General features: G+C 65.7%; 15 protein-coding genes. 11 read left to right on the top strand and 4 right to left on the bottom strand.

Translation table 11 applies throughout. From position 1 onward, the window contains the following. Position 1 precedes the first annotated feature (1 nt). From hyi to HU751_RS25710, 5 genes are all read left to right on the top strand, one after another. A complete protein-coding gene (gene hyi, locus HU751_RS25730; protein ID WP_186732911.1) occupies positions 2–784 on the top strand; it encodes a hydroxypyruvate isomerase in 783 nt (260 codons plus the stop codon). A gap of 171 nt (positions 785–955) precedes the next feature. Further along, on the top strand, positions 956–1,849 hold the full coding sequence (locus HU751_RS25725; protein ID WP_011532931.1) for a 2-hydroxy-3-oxopropionate reductase: 894 nt from the start codon (positions 956–958) through the stop codon (positions 1,847–1,849). 181 nt (positions 1,850–2,030) lie between these two features. Then, on the top strand, positions 2,031–3,305 hold the full coding sequence (locus tag HU751_RS25720; protein ID WP_186732912.1) for a glycerate kinase type-2 family protein: 1,275 nt from the start codon (positions 2,031–2,033) through the stop codon (positions 3,303–3,305). Continuing rightward, complete coding sequence (gene pyk, locus HU751_RS25715; protein WP_028692833.1) at positions 3,302–4,717, top strand: pyruvate kinase; 1,416 nt, start codon at positions 3,302–3,304, stop codon at positions 4,715–4,717. Before HU751_RS25720 ends, pyk begins: the two co-directional genes overlap by 4 nt. Before the next feature lie 183 nt (positions 4,718–4,900). After that, entirely contained in the window at positions 4,901–5,773 is an 873-nt protein-coding gene (locus tag HU751_RS25710) for an urea transporter (protein WP_186732913.1), read from the top strand. Here HU751_RS25710 and HU751_RS25705 read toward each other — a convergent pair. After that, complete coding sequence (locus tag HU751_RS25705; protein ID WP_225933408.1) at positions 5,770–6,537, bottom strand: RHS repeat-associated core domain-containing protein; 768 nt, start codon at positions 6,535–6,537, stop codon at positions 5,770–5,772. The genes HU751_RS25710 and HU751_RS25705 overlap by 4 nt on opposite strands. A 164-nt stretch (positions 6,538–6,701) precedes the next feature. Here HU751_RS25705 and HU751_RS25700 point away from each other — a divergent pair, with 164 nt between their 5' ends. Next, on the top strand, positions 6,702–7,523 hold the full coding sequence (locus HU751_RS25700) for an ion transporter (RefSeq protein WP_050706611.1): 822 nt from the start codon (positions 6,702–6,704) through the stop codon (positions 7,521–7,523). Between the two features lie 174 nt (positions 7,524–7,697). Further along, the gene (locus HU751_RS25695) at positions 7,698–8,696 is read left to right on the top strand and encodes a sulfate ABC transporter substrate-binding protein (protein ID WP_050706612.1); all 999 of its coding nucleotides are present in this window, start codon (positions 7,698–7,700) and stop codon (positions 8,694–8,696) included. A gap of 111 nt (positions 8,697–8,807) precedes the next feature. Here HU751_RS25695 and HU751_RS25690 read toward each other — a convergent pair whose 3' ends face one another. Continuing rightward, entirely contained in the window at positions 8,808–9,737 is a 930-nt protein-coding gene (locus HU751_RS25690) for a class I SAM-dependent methyltransferase (RefSeq protein WP_186732915.1), read from the bottom strand. A 161-nt stretch (positions 9,738–9,898) separates the two neighbouring features. On the opposite strand from HU751_RS25690, the gene HU751_RS25685 reads away from it, so the two are divergent. The 4 genes from HU751_RS25685 (at position 9,899) to HU751_RS25670 (ending at position 16,212) form a co-directional block, all read left to right on the top strand. Further along, positions 9,899–10,552, top strand: coding sequence for a DsbA family oxidoreductase (locus tag HU751_RS25685; RefSeq protein WP_110739300.1), 654 nt, complete (start codon positions 9,899–9,901; stop codon positions 10,550–10,552). Beyond that, on the top strand, positions 10,549–11,652 hold the full coding sequence (locus HU751_RS25680; RefSeq protein WP_186732916.1) for an efflux RND transporter periplasmic adaptor subunit: 1,104 nt from the start codon (positions 10,549–10,551) through the stop codon (positions 11,650–11,652). Before HU751_RS25685 ends, HU751_RS25680 begins: the two co-directional genes overlap by 4 nt. 36 nt (positions 11,653–11,688) lie before the next feature. Beyond that, a complete protein-coding gene (locus tag HU751_RS25675) occupies positions 11,689–14,766 on the top strand; it encodes a MexW/MexI family multidrug efflux RND transporter permease subunit (RefSeq protein WP_186732917.1) in 3,078 nt (1,025 codons plus the stop codon). 78 nt (positions 14,767–14,844) lie between these two features. Next, on the top strand, positions 14,845–16,212 hold the full coding sequence (locus HU751_RS25670) for a TolC family outer membrane protein (protein ID WP_186732918.1): 1,368 nt from the start codon (positions 14,845–14,847) through the stop codon (positions 16,210–16,212). Positions 16,213–16,402: 190 nt separating this feature from the next. Here the strand turns inward: HU751_RS25670 and HU751_RS25665 are convergent, their stop codons facing one another. Both HU751_RS25665 and HU751_RS25660 read right to left on the bottom strand, forming a co-directional pair. Continuing rightward, the gene (locus tag HU751_RS25665) at positions 16,403–16,606 is read right to left on the bottom strand and encodes a DUF3077 domain-containing protein (protein ID WP_186732919.1); all 204 of its coding nucleotides are present in this window, start codon (positions 16,604–16,606) and stop codon (positions 16,403–16,405) included. Between the two features lie 32 nt (positions 16,607–16,638). Further along, a complete protein-coding gene (locus tag HU751_RS25660) occupies positions 16,639–16,878 on the bottom strand; it encodes a hypothetical protein (protein WP_186732920.1) in 240 nt (79 codons plus the stop codon). Positions 16,879–17,218 lie beyond the last annotated feature (340 nt).

Genomic DNA, 17,218 nt, shown 5'->3' with positions numbered 1-17,218 from the left:
TATGCCTCGCTTCGCCGCCAACCTGTCCATGCTGTTCACCGAGCAGGATTTCCTGGCCCGCTTCAAGGCCGCCGCCGACGCTGGTTTCAGCGGCGTCGAATACCTCTTCCCGTACGATTTCAGCGCCGCCGAGATCAAGCAGCAGCTCGACGCCCATGGCCTGACCCAGGTGCTGTTCAACCTGCCTGCCGGCGATTGGGCCAAGGGTGAGCGCGGCATCACCTGCCACCCTGACCGCGTCGAAGAATTCCGCGCTGGTGTCGACAAGGCCATCGAGTACGCCAAGGTGCTGGGCAACACCCAGGTCAACGCCCTGGCCGGCATTCGCCCCGAGGGCCTGGACTGCGCCACCGTGCGCAAGACCTTCGTCGACAACCTGCGCTACGCCGCCGACAAGCTCAAGGGCGCCGGGATCCGCCTGGTCATGGAAATGATCAACACCCGCGACATCCCCGGCTTCTACCTGAACACCACGAAACAGGCCCTGGAAATCCAGGCCGAGGTGGGCAGCGACAACCTGTTCCTGCAGTACGACATCTACCACATGCAGATCATGGAAGGTGACCTGGCGCGCACCCTGGAAACCAACCTGAAGCTGATCAACCACGTGCAGCTGGCCGACAACCCGGGCCGCCACGAGCCGGGCACCGGCGAGATCAACTACCGCTTCCTGTTCGAGCACCTGGACCGCATTGGCTACCAGGGCTGGGTGGGCGCGGAATACAAGCCCAAGACCACCACTGAAGCCGGTCTGGGCTGGCTGAAGACCCATAACGCAATTTAAGACGGCGCGCTGTGGGAGCGGCCTTGTGTCGCGAAAGGGCCGCGCAGCGGCCCCGGCAATCTTCCTGCGTGGCTGAAATCGTGGGGCCGCTTCGCGCCCCTTTCGCGACACAAGGCCGCTCCCACAGGGGTCGAGTCGCCTGTTCAAACAAATACAAAGAGGCACAATTTCATGGCTAAAATCGGTTTCCTCGGCACCGGCATCATGGGCAAGCCCATGGCCCAGAACCTGCAAAAAGCAGGTCACAGCATCTTCGTTTCCACCCACCACGACGCCGCACCGGCCGACCTGATCGCCGCTGGCGCCGTGGCCCTGGCCAACCCGAAGGAAGTGGCCCAGGAAGCTGAGTTCATCATCGTCATGGTCCCGGACACCCCGCAGGTCGAGAGCGTCCTGTTCGGTGAGAACGGCGTCGTCGAAGGCGTCGGCCCGAACAAGGTGGTGATCGACATGAGCTCGATCTCCCCCACCGCCACCAAGGCCTTCGCCGAGAAGATCAAGGCCACCGGCGCCGCCTACCTGGACGCCCCGGTGTCCGGCGGTGAAGTCGGCGCCAAGGCCGCGACCCTGAGCATCATGGTCGGCGGCTGCCCGAAAGCCTTCGAACGCGCCCTGCCGCTGTTCGAAGCCATGGGCAAGAACATCACCCGCGTCGGCGGCAACGGCGACGGCCAGACCGCCAAGGTGGCCAACCAGATCATCGTCGCCCTGAACATCCAGGCCGTCGGCGAAGCGCTGCTGTTCGCCGCCAAGAACGGCGCGGACCCGGCCAAGGTACGTGAAGCGCTGATGGGCGGCTTCGCCTCGTCGAAGATCCTCGAAGTGCACGCCGAGCGCATGATCAAGGGCACCTTCGACCCGGGCTTCCGCATCAACCTGCACCAGAAGGACCTGAACCTGGCCCTGCAAGGCGCCAAGGAGCTGGGCATCAACCTGCCCAACACCTCCAACGCCCAGCAAGTGTTCAGCACCTGCGTGGCGCTGGGCGGCGGCAACTGGGACCACTCGGCGCTGATCAAGGGCCTGGAGCACATGGCCAACTTCTCGATCCGCGACGACAAGTAAGGCCCAATCGCGGGGCCTAACGCTCTGATACGTGGGAGCGGGCTTGCCCCGCGATGAATTTCACACCGCCTGGGTGCCAGGCGGTGACCCCGAGCAACACCCGCCCCTGGTTCGGCCTGCACGGAGGCAGTTCCAGGGGCGTTTTCGATTTTGCAGAACAACAAGAATCTGGGAGCCTGCCATGTCGGTCGATCCACAAAAACTCCTGCGCGAGCTGTTCGACACAGCCATCGCCGCCGCCCACCCCCGCCAGGTCCTCGAACCCCACCTGCCCGCCGACCGCAGCGGTCGGGTCATCGTCATCGGCGCCGGCAAGGCCGCCGCGGCCATGGCCGAAGTGGTCGAGAAAAGCTGGCAGGGCGAAGTCTGCGGCCTGGTGGTCACCCGCTACGGCCATGGCGCCAGCTGCCAGAAGATCGAGGTGGTCGAAGCCGCCCACCCGGTCCCCGATGCCGCCGGCCTCGCCGTGGCCAAGCGCGTGCTCGACCTGGTCAGCAACCTGAGCGAAGACGACCGCGTCATCTTCCTGCTCTCCGGCGGCGGCTCGGCCCTGCTGGCCCTGCCCGCCGAAGGCCTGACCCTGGCCGACAAGCAGCAGATCAACAAGGCCCTGCTGAAATCCGGCGCCACCATCGGCGAGATGAACTGCGTGCGCAAGCACCTCTCGGCGATCAAGGGCGGCCGCCTGGCCAAGGCCTGCTGGCCGGCCACCGTCTACACCTACGCGATTTCCGACGTGCCGGGCGATCTCGCCACGGTCATCGCCTCCGGCCCCACCGTGGCCGACCCGAGCACCTCGGCCGACGCCCTGGCGATCATCAAGCGCTACAACATCGCCGCGCCCAAGGCCGTCATCGACTGGCTCAACAATCCGGCCTCCGAGACCGTCAAGGCCGATGACCCGGCCCTGGCCCGCAGCCACTTCCAGCTGATCGCCAGGCCCCAGCAGTCGCTGGAGGCCGCCGCGGTGAAAGCCCGCCAGGCCGGCTTCAGCCCGCTGATCCTCGGCGACCTGGAGGGCGAGTCGCGTGAGGTGGCCAAGGTGCATGCCGGCATCGCCCGGCAGATCGTCCTGCACGGTCAACCGCTCAAGGCCCCCTGCGTGATCCTCTCCGGCGGCGAGACCACCGTCACCGTGCGTGGCAATGGCCGTGGCGGGCGCAACGCCGAGTTCCTGCTCAGCCTCACCGAAAGCCTCAAGGGCCTGCCGGGCGTGTACGCCCTGGCCGGCGACACCGACGGCATCGACGGCTCGGAGGATAACGCCGGCGCCTTCATGACCCCGGACAGCCATGCCCGCGCCGAGGCCCTGGGCCTGTCGGCCAGCGATGAGCTGGACAACAACAACGGCTATGGCTACTTCGCCGCCCTCGACGCGCTGATCGTCACCGAGCCGACCCGCACCAACGTCAACGACTTCCGTGCCATCCTGATCCTCGAGACTCCGCAATCATGACGCCTGATAAAAAAGTCAAAATCCTCGCCACCCTAGGGCCTGCGATCAAAGGCATCGATGACATCCGCCAACTGGTCGAGGCCGGGGTGAACATCTTCCGCCTCAACTTCAGCCACGGCGAGCACGCCGACCACGCCCTGCGCTACCAGTGGATCCGCGAAGTCGAGCAGCAGCTCAACTACCCGCTGGGCATCCTCATGGACCTGCAGGGTCCGAAGCTGCGCGTCGGCCGCTTCGCCGACGGCAAGGTCCAGCTGCAACGTGGCCAGGCCCTGCGCCTGGACCTGGACAAGACCCCGGGCGACAGCCGCCGGGTCAACCTGCCGCACCCGGAGATCATCGCCGCGCTGGAGCCGGGCATGGACCTGCTGCTGGACGACGGCAAGCTACGCCTGCGCGTCACCGCCAAGCACGGCGACGCCATCGACACCGAAGTGCTGGCCGGTGGCGAGCTGTCCGACCGCAAGGGCGTCAACGTACCCCAGGCGGTGCTGGACCTCTCCCCGCTGACAGAGAAGGATCGCCGCGACCTGGCCTTCGGCCTGGAGCTGGGGGTCGACTGGGTGGCGCTGTCGTTCGTCCAGCGTCCTGAAGACATCGTCGAGGCGCGTCAGCTGATTGGCGAGCGCGCCTACCTGATGGCCAAGATCGAGAAGCCCTCGGCGGTCGAGCAGCTGCAGGCCATCGCCGAGCTGTCCGACGCGATCATGGTCGCCCGGGGCGACCTGGGCGTGGAAGTGCCGGCCGAAAGCGTGCCGCAGATCCAGAAAGGCATCATCAATACCTGCCGCCAGCTGGGCAAGCCGGTGGTGGTGGCCACCCAGATGCTCGAATCGATGCGCTTCTCCCCGGCCCCGACCCGCGCCGAAGTCACCGACGTGGCCAACGCCGTGGCCGAAGGCGCGGATGCGGTGATGCTGTCGGCCGAGACCGCCTCGGGCGACTACCCGCTGGAAGCGGTACAGATGATGAGCAAGATCATCCGCCAGGTGGAGAACGGCCCGGACTATCAGGCCCAGCTCGACGTCGGCCGGCCCAAGGCCGAAGCCACGGTGTCCGATGCCATCAGCTGCGCGATCCGTCGCATCAGCGGCATCCTGCCGGTGGCGGTGCTGGTCAACTACAGCGAGTCGGGCGCCTCGACCCTGCGCGCCGCCCGCGAGCGGCCACGGGCGCCGATCCTCAACCTGACGCCGAACCTCAACACCGCACGCCGCCTGAGCGTGACCTGGGGCGTGCATTCGGTGGTCAACGACCGTCTGCGCCAGGTCGACGAGGTGGTTTCCACCGCGCTGGAGATCGCCCAGGCACAAGGCATGGCCAGCCGTGGCGACACGCTGCTGATCACCGCCGGTGTGCCTTTCGGCAAGCCGGGTTCGACTAACACCTTGCGGATCGAGACCTTGGTCTAAGATCGCCGGGGGCGCTCTGCGCCCCTTTCGCGGCACAAGGCCGCTCCTACAGGAGACCGCGATCCCTTGTAGGAGCGGCCTTGTGCCGCGAAAGGAGGGCAAAGCCCTCCCGATGCACCGAACCTGCGGAAAACCGAGGCCCAAAGAGGCCCACCGCTCCCCCACCCACCTTGCCGACTGCCCATGTACACCAAGAATTTCGTCAACCCGTGCCCCGACTGGGCCACGGCCTTGCTCAACGGCTTCAGCCAGGTGCTGCTGCTGCGCAATCCCCTGTGCGGCCTGTGCTGCCTGCTGGCCATCCTGCTGACCGCGCCGAACCTGGTCGGCGGCGCCCTGCTTGGCGCCCTCGCCGGCCTGCTCACCGCCCAGCGCCGCGGCTACGACCGCGCCGATCGCCAGGCCGGGCTGTACTGCTACAACGGCGTGCTGATCGGCATCCTGATCAGCGCCGTGCTGCCCTGGTCGGCCATCCTGCCGCCGCTGATCATCGCCGCCGGCGGTCTGTCGAGCATGCTCACCCACCAGTGGCGCAAGCGCGGCGGCAAGCTGCTGGTGGCCTATACGGCACCCTTCGTGCTGCTGGGCTGGGCCACCCTGTTGCTGGCCGAGCCGTCGGCCAACGGCTATGTCGAGGCCGATCCGGTGTATGCCCTGCTGCGCGGCGTGGGGCAGATCTTCCTGCTCGACAAGCCCATGGCCGGCCTGCTGATCGTCATCGGCATGTACTTCGCCAACCCCTATGCCGCTACCTGGGCGCTGATCGGTTCGGCCCTCGGTGGCGGTGTCGCGCTGTTGGCGGGCGAGGCACAAGGGGCCTGGCTGGGACTGTACGGCTTCAATGCGGCACTAGCCGCGCTGGCCTTCAGCCGCCAGGGCGAGAAGCCTTGGATTACGATGCTCGCCATCGGCTGTGCGATGGCGTTGCAATCCATCGTTGCGTGGTTACCGATTTCCGGACTGACAGCACCTTTTGTAGTGGCCTGTTGGTTGGTTGCCGCCTTGCTCAAAGTAGTACCTGGTGAAGGCAAAGCTGTGGGCAAGGCTACTTGCTAGGTACGCAACCGATTTCTGGTATCGCTCGGCGATGAAGCAGGTCGCTTATTGGGAGTAATCATTACGTATTCCGGATTGTTGGAGTGACGGTCTTTCATGAAGGTATCAACTATGACGATGCCAACACCGCTCCCTCTTCTGGTGATCCCATAGGTCTGCCCATTCACGACAAAATCCTTGGCGGCAAGGAAATTAGAGTCATAACCCGCCGAAGGAGTAACTGCGTCGTAGTGTTCCTGCGCATCCTCGATGGTCAAGCCAACCTTCTCGACTGCAGCCTGCAATCCGGGCCTACTGGTTAACTCTGTCTGTTGAGTTGCGCCCGAAGCAGCAGGTTTATTGAGCGACCCTGGCTGCTTAGTTGCCACTTGTGGAGCGGTGTTGCTGCGGTTGAATAATTTCTTTATGAAGCCAGGCACACGCCCTGATGGATCGAGTTTATTTATCGGATCACCGTCACAGTATAAATAAGCATTCACTCCTCCTTCACCAAATGGGCTCAGAGCGTCTGGACTGGCAAAGCGCATAATCGGTAAATGGTATAGCCGATGCCCATTCCCCAGCAGATAGCCTTGCACGTCACCTTCCAGCAACTGCCCATTGAACCCAATCGCACCTTTGCGCACTGGGTCAGCCAGGTATCCATAGGCCGTGTAGGTCAGCATTCGCTGCGCCGTACCGTGTGCGCTCAACACAGAACCTGCCAGATCACACTGAAGCAGCGCAGAGGCGGGCACCTTCAAATCATTGATCCGCTCAGACATGCCAAGAACTCCATCTCCAGGTAAGTAGCTTTCCAGGCCATGGTGCGCCAACTCGGCAAGGCGCAAAACTGGCATTTCTACCAGGCCGTCCTGGCGGCACAAGACGTTGCAACCAACGGCAGCAACCTTCTACGCTTGCTGTTCACGCTTTCGGAACCCGCCCCATGTCCACCCCGCCCTCCCTGCGCGAACGCCTCTATATCATCGTCTTCCAGACCGACACCGTCGCCGGGCGTCGCTTCGACAAGATCCTCCTGCTGATCATCCTAGCCAGCCTGGTCACGGTGATCCTCGACAGCATCGACGATGTGCACCAGAACTACGCCGGGCTGCTGGCCGGCATCGAGTGGGGCTTCACGGCGATCTTCCTCGCCGAGTACATCACCCGCCTGTACTGCTCGCCCAAGCCGCTGCGCTATGCCTTCAGTTTCTACGGGCTGGTCGACCTGCTGGCGATCGTGCCCGGGATCATCGCCCTGTACTACAGCGACGCCCAGTACCTGCTGATGATCCGGGTGATCCGCATGCTGCGGATCTTCCGCGTGCTCAAGCTCAGCCCCTACCTCAAGCAGGCCCACTACCTGCTGGCGGCGCTGCAGGGCAGCAAGCAGAAGATCATCGTGTTCCTGGTCAGCGTGTCGACCCTGGTCACTGTGTTCGGCACGCTGATGTACGTGATCGAAGGACCGGAGCACGGCTTTACCAGCATTCCCAAGGGCATCTACTGGGCCATCGTCACCCTGACCACGGTAGGCTTCGGCGATATCGTGCCGAAGACACCGCTGGGGCAGGTGCTGTCGTCGCTGGTGATGATCACCGGTTACTCGATCATTGCCGTGCCCACCGGCATCTTCACCGCCGAGCTGGCCAATGCCCTGCGCGGCGAGCAGTTGCAGCATGACTGCCCGACCTGCGCCAAGCATCACCACGAGCATGGCGCGGCGTTTTGTTCGCGGTGTGGCAATGCGTTGTTTCCCAAGCAGTAAGGCGTTTTCCCATCGCGGGGCAAGCCCGCTCCCACGGTAGTTGTGGGAGCGGGCTTGCCCCGCGATGAGGCCGGCATAAGCAAAGAGCCATTTGATCTTTAGCGACCAAAGCGCCAAACGCTATAGTCGCTGGCATATCGCCAACCCTTTGAATCAGAACAAGGAATGCCCCCAGTGAAAAAACTCTTCAGCGCCTCGCTGCTCGCCGCGGGCCTGGCCCTGGGCAACCTCGCCCAGGCCGCCCCGACCCTGCTCAACGTCTCCTACGACGTGATGCGTGACTTCTACAAGGACTACAACCCGGCGTTCCAGAAGCACTGGGAGAAAGAGCACAACGAGAAGGTCAACCTGCAGATGTCCTTCGGCGGCTCGAGCAAGCAGGCGCGCGCGGTGATCGATGGCCTGCCGGCCGACGTGATCACCATGAACATGGCCACCGACATCAACGCCCTGGCCGACAACGGCAAGCTGGTGCCGGACAACTGGGTGAGCCGCCTGCCGAACAACAGCGCACCGTTCACCTCGGCCACCGTGTTCATCGTGCGCAAGGGCAACCCCAAGGCGCTGAAGGACTGGCCGGACCTGCTCAAGGACGGCGTGCAGGTGATCGTGCCCAACCCCAAGACCTCGGGTAACGGCCGCTACACCTACCTCTCGGCCTGGGGCTACGTGCTCAAGCAGGGCGGCGACGAAACCAAGGCCCGCGACTTCGTCGGCAAGCTGTTCAAGCAGGCGCCGGTCCTGGACACCGGTGGCCGCGCCGCCACCACCACCTTCATGACCAACCAGATCGGCGACGTGCTGGTGACCTTCGAGAACGAGGCCGAGATGATCGCCCGCGAGTTCGGTCGCGACCAGTTCGAGGTGATCTACCCGAGCGTGTCGGCCGAGGCCGAGCCGCCGGTGAGCGTGGTGGACAAGGTAGTGGCCAAGAAAGGTACCCAGGCCGTGGCCGAGGAATACCTGAAGTACCTGTGGTCGCCGGAGGCCCAGGAGATCGCCGCGAACAACTACCTGCGCCCGCGTGACGCCACCGTACTGGCCAAGTACACCGACCGCTTCCCGAAAGTCGACTTCCTGTCGGTGGAGAAGACCTTCGGCGACTGGCGCACCGTGCAGAAGACCCACTTCAATGACGGTGGCGTGTTCGACCAGATCTATACCAACAAATAACCAACGTCCGCTGTAGGAGCGGGCTTGTCCCGCGATGGCGTCAGACCAAGCAATGATGTTGCCTGTTCTGACGCCATCGCGGGACAAGCCCGCTCCTACAAGAGTCCTGTCTCAGGCCTGCTGGCGAAACACCAGCGCCTTCAGGCCACCCTCCGGATCCGCATCCGGAAACTCCGGCGGATTCTCCAGCCGCTCGACAAACGCCAGACCGGGCGCCTGCTCGGCCATCCCCTCGATGAGAAACTGCGGTCCGATCCCCGGATCGTTGACGCAGGCCAGCACCGTGCCGCCTTCGTTCAGCAACTCCGGCAAACGCCGGAGGATCTTGGCGTAGTCCTGGGTCAGCACGAAGCTGCCGCGCTGGAAGGTCGGCGGATCGATGATGATCAGGTCGTACGGCCCGTACTTGCGCACCTTGCCCCACGACTTGAACAGCTCATGCCCCAGGTACGCGACCCGCGAGGCGTCATGGCCGTTGAGCCGGTGGTTGTCGCGGCCCCGGGACAGCGCCGACTTGGCCATGTCCAGGTTGACCACCTGCTCGGCGCCGCCGGCGATGGCCGCCACCGAAAAGCCGCAGGTGTAGGCGAACAGGTTGAGCACGCGCTTGCCGGCCGCCTGCTCGCGTACCCAGCGTCGGCCGTAACGCATGTCGAGGAACAGGCCGTTGTTCTGGCGCACGCCCAGGTCGAGCAGGTACTTCAGGCCATCCTCGACCACTTCGCGCTGCTGGCACGGCTCGCCCCACAACCACTGGCCGGGGCTGTCCGGCAGGTAGCGGTGCTGCATCAGGATGGCCTGGCCGGTCCACTGCGGACGTTCGGCCAGCGCCATCAGCATCGCTTCCAGCTCCGCCAGCTGGCCCTCGGGCGGCTCGCGGAACAGCGCCACCAGCAGCACGCCATCGAGCCAATCGACGGTGATCTGCTCAAGCCCCGGCCAGCAACGGCCACGGCCATGGAACAGGCGGCGGGTCTCCTGTGGGGCGGGATCGAGGGCGGCGAGCAGGTGCTGCTCGAGGGTGGCGATGGCTGGGCTCATGTCGGCTACGGTCAGGCAAAAGCGCCATTCTACCCGCTCGCGGCCGGGCCGGGCGGCCATCGATGAAGGGGATGAGAGGGTTTGCGGCACTTTTGTCGCTTTTTTCTTGCCGGGGCGCTGTGGATAGTGCGGCCATCCCTCCCTGAAACCGGATCACTGCCATGTCACCCCTGAAAGTCGAATTCTTCCACGATGTCGTCTGTGGCTGGTGCTTCGTCCTCGCCCCGCGCCTCAAGCAACTGCAGGACGAACTCAACCTGGACATCCAGCACCGCAGCTTCATCCTGCAGACCAGCCGCGAGGCGATGGTCGAGCGCTTCGGCTCGATGCCCAAGGCCAAGGAAACCATCCTCAGCCATTGGCTGTCGTGCTCGCGCGCCGAGGACGTCAAGCGCATCAACATCGAAGCCATGCGCCAACAGGACTTCGAATACCCCACCGGCCTGCTCGCAGGCCTCGCCTGCCAGACCGCCAAGGCGCTGGGCGGCAACGAAGGCCACGAGCGCATGTTCGACCGCCTGCAGGAAGCCCACCTGGTGCAGGCCCGCAACATCGGCGATCGCGCCACCGTGCTGGCGGTGGCCGCCGAGGCCGGCTTCGACCCGCAGGCCTTCGCCACGGCATTCGACCAGCAGGCGCCGCAGATGCTCGATGAAGAACTGGCCCTGGGCCGCCGCCTGGGCATCAGCTCGGTGCCCAGCCTGGTGATCGATGGCCGCTACCTGGTCCCCGGCGCCCTGAGCCTCGAGCAACTGCGCCAGACCTTCATCCAGGTCCGTGCCAACCAGAACCAGGCACAAGGAGCCGCACAATGAACAATCGCTACTGGATCGCCGCCGGCGCCTCGCTGTCGCTGCTGACCATGGCCCTGCTGCCCGCCCCGGCGGTGATGGCCAACGACGCCCCCGCCGCCCAGGCCAACGCCACCCCGGTGGCGGTCGCCCGGGTGCAGTCCGGCCCGATGCCGCAGGTGCTCAGCGCCGTCGGCACCCTGGAGGCGGTGCACCAGGTCAATGTCTCGCCGGAAGTCGGCGGGCGCATCACCGCGCTGGAGTTCACCGCCGGCAAGGCCGTGGCCGCAGGCCAAGTGCTGGTCAAGCTCAACGACGCGCCCGAGCGCGGCGAGCTGGCCAAGCTGCAGGCCCAGGCCAAGAACGCCAAGCTGGCCCTGGAGCGCACGCGCAAGGTCCTGCCGCTGGCCTCCACCCAGGCCCAGCTGGACCAGGCCCAGGCCAACTACGACCAGTTGCTTGGCGAGATCGCCCAGGTCCAGGCGCAGATCGCGCAGAAGACCATCCGCGCCCCGTTCGCCGGCGTGCTGGGCATCCGCAAGGTCAACCTCGGCCAGTACGTCAGCCCCGGCGACAGCCTGGTGACCCTCACCGAACTGTCGCGCCTGCACGTCAACTTCCCGCTGCCCGAGCAGTCCGCCGCCGCCCTGCAGGCGGGCCAGTCCATCACCCTCAAGGTCGATGCCTGGCCGCAGCAGCGCTTCGTCGCCGCGGTGACCACCCTGGAGCCGCAGATTGACCCGGGCGCCCGCTCCATGCAGGTGCAGGCGACCCTCGACAACCCCGGCCAGCAACTCAAGCCGGGCATGTTCGCCAACGTCAGCATCGAGCTGCCGAGCCACGCCGACGTGCTCAGCGTGCCGGAAACGGCGATCAGCTACAGCGCCTACGGCAACTCGCTGTACGTGCTGCGCGAGAAGGACGGCGCGCTGCGCGTGGAGCAGGTGTTCGTCAAGCTGGGTGCGCGCCGCGACGACCGCGTGGTGGTGCTCGATGCGCTGACCCCGGGCGACCGCGTGGTGGTGTCCGGGCAGATTCGCCTGAGCAACGGCATGCCGGTGCGGGTCACCGACGACACCCTGGCCGCCAGCACCACGCGCAAGCCGGACCTGGCCCAGCAGTAATGGGTTTGCGTGCCACTGAAAAGGACCTGTAGCACCATGAAATTCACCGACCTGTTCATCCGCCGCCCGGTACTGACCCTGGTGGTCTGCGCGATGATCGTCATGCTTGGCCTGCTGGCGCTGCTGAACCTGCCGATCCGCCAGTACCCACAGCTGGAAAGCGCGACCATCACCATCACCACCGAATACCCCGGCGCCCGCTCGCAGCTGATGCAGGGCTTCGTCACCCAGCCCATCTCGCAAGCCGTGGCCTCGGTCGACGGCGTCGACTACCTGAGCTCGACCTCGACCCAGGGCAAGAGCGTCATCAGCGTGCGCCTGAAGCTCAACGCCGACTCCAACAAGGCCCTCACCGAGATCATGGCCGCCGTCAACCAGGTCAAGTACCGCCTGCCTGAAGGCGCCTACGACTCGGTGGTAGCCAAGTCCTCCGGTGAAGGCACGGCAGTGATCTACATCGGCTTCTCGAGCAAGGACATCGGCCTGCCGGCGATCACCGACTACATCTCACGGGTGGTGCAGCCACGCGTGGCGGCCATCGACGGCGTGGCCGAGGCGCAGATCCTCGGCGGCCAGAAGCTGGCCATGCGCCTGTGGCTGGACCCGGCGCGCATGGCCGCGCGCAACCTGTCGGCCAGCGACGTGGCCGAGGCCATCCGCCAGAACAACTTCCAGGCCGCCCCCGGGCAGACCAAGGGCCAGTACGTCTCGGCCAACATCAACATCAACACCGACCTGACCAGCGTCGACCAGTTCCGCCAGATGGTGGTGCGCCGCGACGGCGACACGCTGATCCGCCTGAGCGACATCGGCACCGCCGAGCTCGGCGCCACCTCCTACGACACCAGCGGCATCATGGACGGCGAGCCGGCGGTGTTCATCGGCCTGCACGCCACCCCCGCCGGCAACCCGCTGACCATCGTCGGCGCGGTGCAGGAGATGATGCCGCAGATCCGCGAGACCATGCCGCCGGGCATGACCGCCAACATCGTGTTCGAGGTGGCGCGCTTCATCCAGGCGTCCATCGACGAGGTGGTCAAGACCCTGATCGAGGCGGTGGTGATCGTCGCCGTGGTGATCTTCCTGTTCCTCGGCTCGCTGCGCAGCGTGCTGATCCCGCTGGTGACCATCCCGCTGTCGCTGATCGGCGCGGCGGCGATCATGAGTCTGTTCGGTTTCAGCATCAACCTGCTGACCCTGCTGTCGATGGTCCTGGCCATCGGCCTGGTGGTGGACGACGCCATCGTCGTGGTGGAGAACGTCCACCGCCATATCGAGGAAGGCAAGTCGCCCTTGCAGGCGGCGCTGGTCGGTGCCCGCGAGATCGCAGGCCCGGTGATCGCCATGACCCTGACCCTGGCCGCGGTGTACGCCCCGATCGGCCTGATGGGCGGGCTGACCGGCGCGCTGTTCAAGGAGTTCGCCTTCACCCTCGCCGGCGCCGTGGTGGTGTCCGGCGTAGTGGCGCTGACCCTGTCGCCGGTGATGAGCGCCTTCCTGCTCAACCGCCAGGCCAGCGAAGGGCCGATGGCCCGTGGCGCCGAGCGCTTCTTCCAGTGGCTGGGCAAGGGCTACGGGCGTGTGCTGGACGTGTCCCTGCACCACCGCTGGCTGACCCTGGCGATTGCCGCAGGCGTCTTCGTCAGCCTGCCGATCCTCTACCTCGGCGCCCAGCGCGAGCTGGCGCCGGTCGAGGACCAGGCCCAGGTGCTGGCGGTGGCCAAGGCCCCGCAGTACGCCAACATCGACTACACCGAGATGTACGCGCACCGCATGGACCGCCTGTTCGCCACCTTCCCGGAAACCGACATCACCTGGGTGGTCAACGGCAACGACGGCCCGCGCACCGCGTTCGGCGGCGCCAACCTGAGCACCTGGGAAAAGCGCCAGCGCAGCGCCGACCAGTTGCAGGCCGAGATCCAGAAAGCCGTGGGCGAGATCGAGGGCGTGGCCATCTTCGCCTTCCAGCTGCCGCCGCTGCCCGGCTCCACCGGCGGCCTGCCGGTGCAGATGGTGATCCAGAGCTCCCAGGACCACCGCGTGGTGTTCGACGCCATGGACAAGATCAAGCAGGCGGCCATGGCCAGCGGCCTGTTCGCCGTGGTCGACAGCGACCTGGACTTCAACAGCCCGCTGGTCAACATCAACATCGACCGCAGCAAGGCCAACGACCTGGGCATCAGCATGCAGGCCATCGGCGACGCCCTGGCGGTGCTGGTGGGCGAGAACTACGTCAACCGCTTCGCCCTCGACGGCCGCTCCTACGACGTGATCCCGCAGGTGGCACGGGCCCAGCGCCTGTCGGCGGAGATGCTGGTCGGCCAGTACGTCAAGGCCGCCAACGGCGCCCAGGTGCCGCTGTCGACCCTGGTCAGCTTCGACATGTCGATCGAGCCCAACAAGCTGACCCAGTTCAACCAGCTCAACTCGGCCACCCTGCAGGCGGTGCCGGCGCCGGGCGTGAGCATTGGCGACGCGGTGCAGTTCCTCGCCGCCCAGGCCAATGCCCTGCCCACCGGTTTCAGCCATGACTGGCTGTCCGATGCCCGCCAGTTCGTCCAGGAGGGCAGCGCCCTGGTGGTGACGTTCATCTTCGCCATCCTGGTCATCTACCTGGTGCTGGCGGCGCAGTTCGAAAGCCTGCGCGACCCGCTGGTGATCCTGGTCAGCGTGCCGATGTCGGTGTGCGGCGCGCTGATCCCGCTGTACCTGGGCTACGCCACGGTGAACATCTACACGCAGATCGGCCTGGTGACCCTGGTCGGCCTGATCAGCAAGCACGGCATCCTCATGGTCGAGTTCGCCAATGAGCTGCAGCAGGCCGACCAGCTCGACCGCCGCACGGCCATCGAGCGCGCCGCGCAGATCCGCCTGCGGCCGATCCTGATGACCACCGCGGCCATGGTGGTGGGCCTGGTCCCGCTGCTGCTGGCCAGCGGCGCCGGTGCCCACAGCCGCTTCAGCCTGGGCCTGGTGATCGTCATCGGCATGCTGGTCGGCACGCTGTTCACCCTGTTCATCCTGCCCACCGTGTACTCGCTGCTGGCCAAGGACCACCGCGCCAGCGAAGACCCACGCCTGCAGGAACTGGCCGCCTACACCCAGCCGGCCTGACCCTTTAGCCCGCCCTCCCCTGTGGCAGCCGTGACCGGCTGCCCCTGGGAGCGGCCGGCCCGAATAAAGAGAAACGACATGCTACGTAAGACCCTTCTGCCCCTGCTGCTCCTGGCGCCCCTGGCCCAGGCCGTTGCCGCCGAGCGTGCGACACTGATGTCGGTGTACGCCCAGGTGGTCGAGCACAATAGCGACATGGCCGCCGCCCGCGAGAACTACCTGGCCCGCCGCGAGGCCGTGCCCCTGGCCCGCGCCCGCCTGCTGCCGCAGGTGGCCCTGGATGCCGAGGCCGGCGACGTGCGCAGCGACCGCCGCCAGGTCGAACAGCGCAGCGGCAGCCTGTACCGCCTGAGCCTCGACCAGCCGTTGTTCGACCTCAGCCGCTGGTTCGACTTCAAGGCCGCGCAGTCCGAGAACGAACAGGCCGAACTGGACTTCTCGGCGTTCCAGCAGCAGCTGATCCTCGACACCGCCAGCAGCTACTTCGACACCCTGTTGGCCGAGGACAACCTGGCCACCGCCAAGGCCGAACTGCGCGCCTTCGACCGCCAGTTGCAGCAGACCCGGCTGAGCTACGACGCCGGTCTGTCGGATCAGAACGACATGCTCTCGGCCCAGGCCAGCTTCGACCGCGCCAGCGCCAACCTGATCGACAGCCAGCGCCGCAGCGAAGACGCCTACCAGGCGCTGATGCGCCTGACTGGCCAGGCGCAACCGGCATTGGCCGGGATCCGCCACAGCCTGCCGGTGCAGGCGCCGGTGCCCGAGCGCGCCGAGGCCTGGGTCGAACAGGCCATGGCGCAGAACCTGCGCCTGCGCGCCAGCCAGGCCGCCGTCAGCCAGGCCGGCCAGACCCTGCGCAGCAGCAAGGCCGATCACCTGCCGACCTTCAACCTGGCCATGGGCTACGCCGAGGGCGACAGCGACCTGATGGACTCCAGCGCGCACTTCGGCCAGCGCTCCGGCAACCAGCGCGACAGTTCGGTGATGGTGCAGATGAAGCTGCCGCTGTTCAGCGGCGGCGGCACCAGCGCGCGGGTGCGCCAGGCCACCCATGAGCTGGCGCGCACCGAGTACGGCCGCACCAGCCTCGAGCGCGAGGTGCTGGAAGGTTCGCGCAACGCTTTCCGCGCGGTGGTCAGCGATGTCGAGCAGGTGCGTGCGCGACGCCAGAGCATTGTCTCCAGCCAGGGCTCGTTGCGGGCGACCGAGGCAGGGTATGAGGTGGGCAGTCGCAACATCGTCGATATCCTCGATGCGCAGCGCGACCTGTACAACGCGGTGCGCGACTACAACGTCTCGCGCTATGCCTACATCGTCGACAGCCTGCGGCTCAAGCAGCAGGCCGGCAGCCTGAGCCCGGATGACCTGCGCGAGCTGGCGGGGTATCTGAAGCTGGATTACGAGCCGGAGCGGGATTTCCTGCCGAGTGATCTGCGCGGGTAAGGTATTGGCAATCGCGGGGGCCGCGCCCACGACAGCGTGTTCAGCGTCATCCCTTTCAAGGTGTTGAGAATTGGCGTCCGGCTTGGGCCTGCCGGGGCTGCTTTGCAGCCCTTTCGCGACACAAGGCCGCTCCTACAGGGGCGCGCGGTCACCTGTAGGAGCGGCCTTGTGCCGCGAAAGGGCCATTGGATCAACCGCAGCGGTTCAACCCCAACTCCATATCATCAATCAACGCCTTGGCCATGGCGCTCAACATGCGCGCTGCGCTGCCCGCCATCAGGTCGCCTTCCATCTCGGCCTCGCAGGTGAGGTGGCGAATGCAGCCAAGCAGCACCGACAACTCGCTGAAGGCATCCGCGAAGGGAATGCCCGGCTCGACCTTGAACAGGTCCATGCAGCGGGTCCGGCCTGCGGTACGTGCGTTGGTCATTTCTGTACCCCTGGCTTGTGTTCGAGCAAGGCACAGGCCAGCTGGCCGAGGTAGTCACTAGCGGTGAACAGACGGTCCTGGGCTTCGCCGGGGTCGGTCTTGAAGTAGATATCGAGGACATCGGAAATGGCGGTGGCCACTTCGACGGCGGCGGTCATGGCTTCTTCGCGGGTGAGGGTCGGGCGGATAGCGATGACGGGGGCTAGACGGGGTGGGTCTGGGACAATCTTTTTCATGATGAAACTCCAGTGCGTGACAGGAGCGGCCATCTCGATCTTTCTCACGGACAAAGGTGGCAGCCGTACGCGGGGTGAGAAACCGGTGCACTGAAGCCGGCCAGACCGAAGTCTGCCCGCGCATGGCTGCCATGAAGCAATAGCCTTGGCAGTGCAGGTCGGGTTCTCACACCCGGTCACCTGATATGGCGACCCAGTGAAGTTATCCGTGGGGTATTTCCCCGACAACACGGCGGCTTCCGGCAAGCGCGTAGGATAGTTCCCAAGCTTTGCTGGCTGAAGCATTTGGTTTCAGGTTCGGAAATGTCTTACCTGGAAAATGAGCAAGCATGGCCGGGCA

The organism is Pseudomonas peradeniyensis (assembly GCF_014268935.2).
Lineage (GTDB): Bacteria > Pseudomonadota > Gammaproteobacteria > Pseudomonadales > Pseudomonadaceae > Aquipseudomonas > Aquipseudomonas peradeniyensis.
The sequence above is the reverse complement of the archived record's forward strand: the minus strand, read 5'-3'. Positions and strand labels throughout refer to the sequence as shown.

What these genes read in the sequence shown, in the direction of transcription:
- hyi (WP_186732911.1), top strand. Translation starts at nt 2, where the DNA reads ATGCCTCGCTTCGCCGCCAACCTGTCCATGCTGTTCACCGAGCAGGAT.
- HU751_RS25725 (WP_011532931.1), top strand. Translation starts at nt 956, where the DNA reads ATGGCTAAAATCGGTTTCCTCGGCACCGGCATCATGGGCAAGCCCATG.
- HU751_RS25720 (WP_186732912.1), top strand. Translation starts at nt 2,031, where the DNA reads ATGTCGGTCGATCCACAAAAACTCCTGCGCGAGCTGTTCGACACAGCC.
- pyk (WP_028692833.1), top strand. Translation starts at nt 3,302, where the DNA reads ATGACGCCTGATAAAAAAGTCAAAATCCTCGCCACCCTAGGGCCTGCG.
- HU751_RS25710 (WP_186732913.1), top strand. Translation starts at nt 4,901, where the DNA reads ATGTACACCAAGAATTTCGTCAACCCGTGCCCCGACTGGGCCACGGCC.
- HU751_RS25705 (WP_225933408.1), bottom strand. Translation starts at nt 6,537, where the DNA reads ATGTCTGAGCGGATCAATGATTTGAAGGTGCCCGCCTCTGCGCTGCTT.
- HU751_RS25700 (WP_050706611.1), top strand. Translation starts at nt 6,702, where the DNA reads ATGTCCACCCCGCCCTCCCTGCGCGAACGCCTCTATATCATCGTCTTC.
- HU751_RS25690 (WP_186732915.1), bottom strand. Translation starts at nt 9,737, where the DNA reads ATGAGCCCAGCCATCGCCACCCTCGAGCAGCACCTGCTCGCCGCCCTC.
- HU751_RS25685 (WP_110739300.1), top strand. Translation starts at nt 9,899, where the DNA reads ATGTCACCCCTGAAAGTCGAATTCTTCCACGATGTCGTCTGTGGCTGG.
- HU751_RS25680 (WP_186732916.1), top strand. Translation starts at nt 10,549, where the DNA reads ATGAACAATCGCTACTGGATCGCCGCCGGCGCCTCGCTGTCGCTGCTG.
- HU751_RS25675 (WP_186732917.1), top strand. Translation starts at nt 11,689, where the DNA reads ATGAAATTCACCGACCTGTTCATCCGCCGCCCGGTACTGACCCTGGTG.
- HU751_RS25670 (WP_186732918.1), top strand. Translation starts at nt 14,845, where the DNA reads ATGCTACGTAAGACCCTTCTGCCCCTGCTGCTCCTGGCGCCCCTGGCC.
- HU751_RS25665 (WP_186732919.1), bottom strand. Translation starts at nt 16,606, where the DNA reads ATGGACCTGTTCAAGGTCGAGCCGGGCATTCCCTTCGCGGATGCCTTC.
- HU751_RS25660 (WP_186732920.1), bottom strand. Translation starts at nt 16,878, where the DNA reads ATGAAAAAGATTGTCCCAGACCCACCCCGTCTAGCCCCCGTCATCGCT.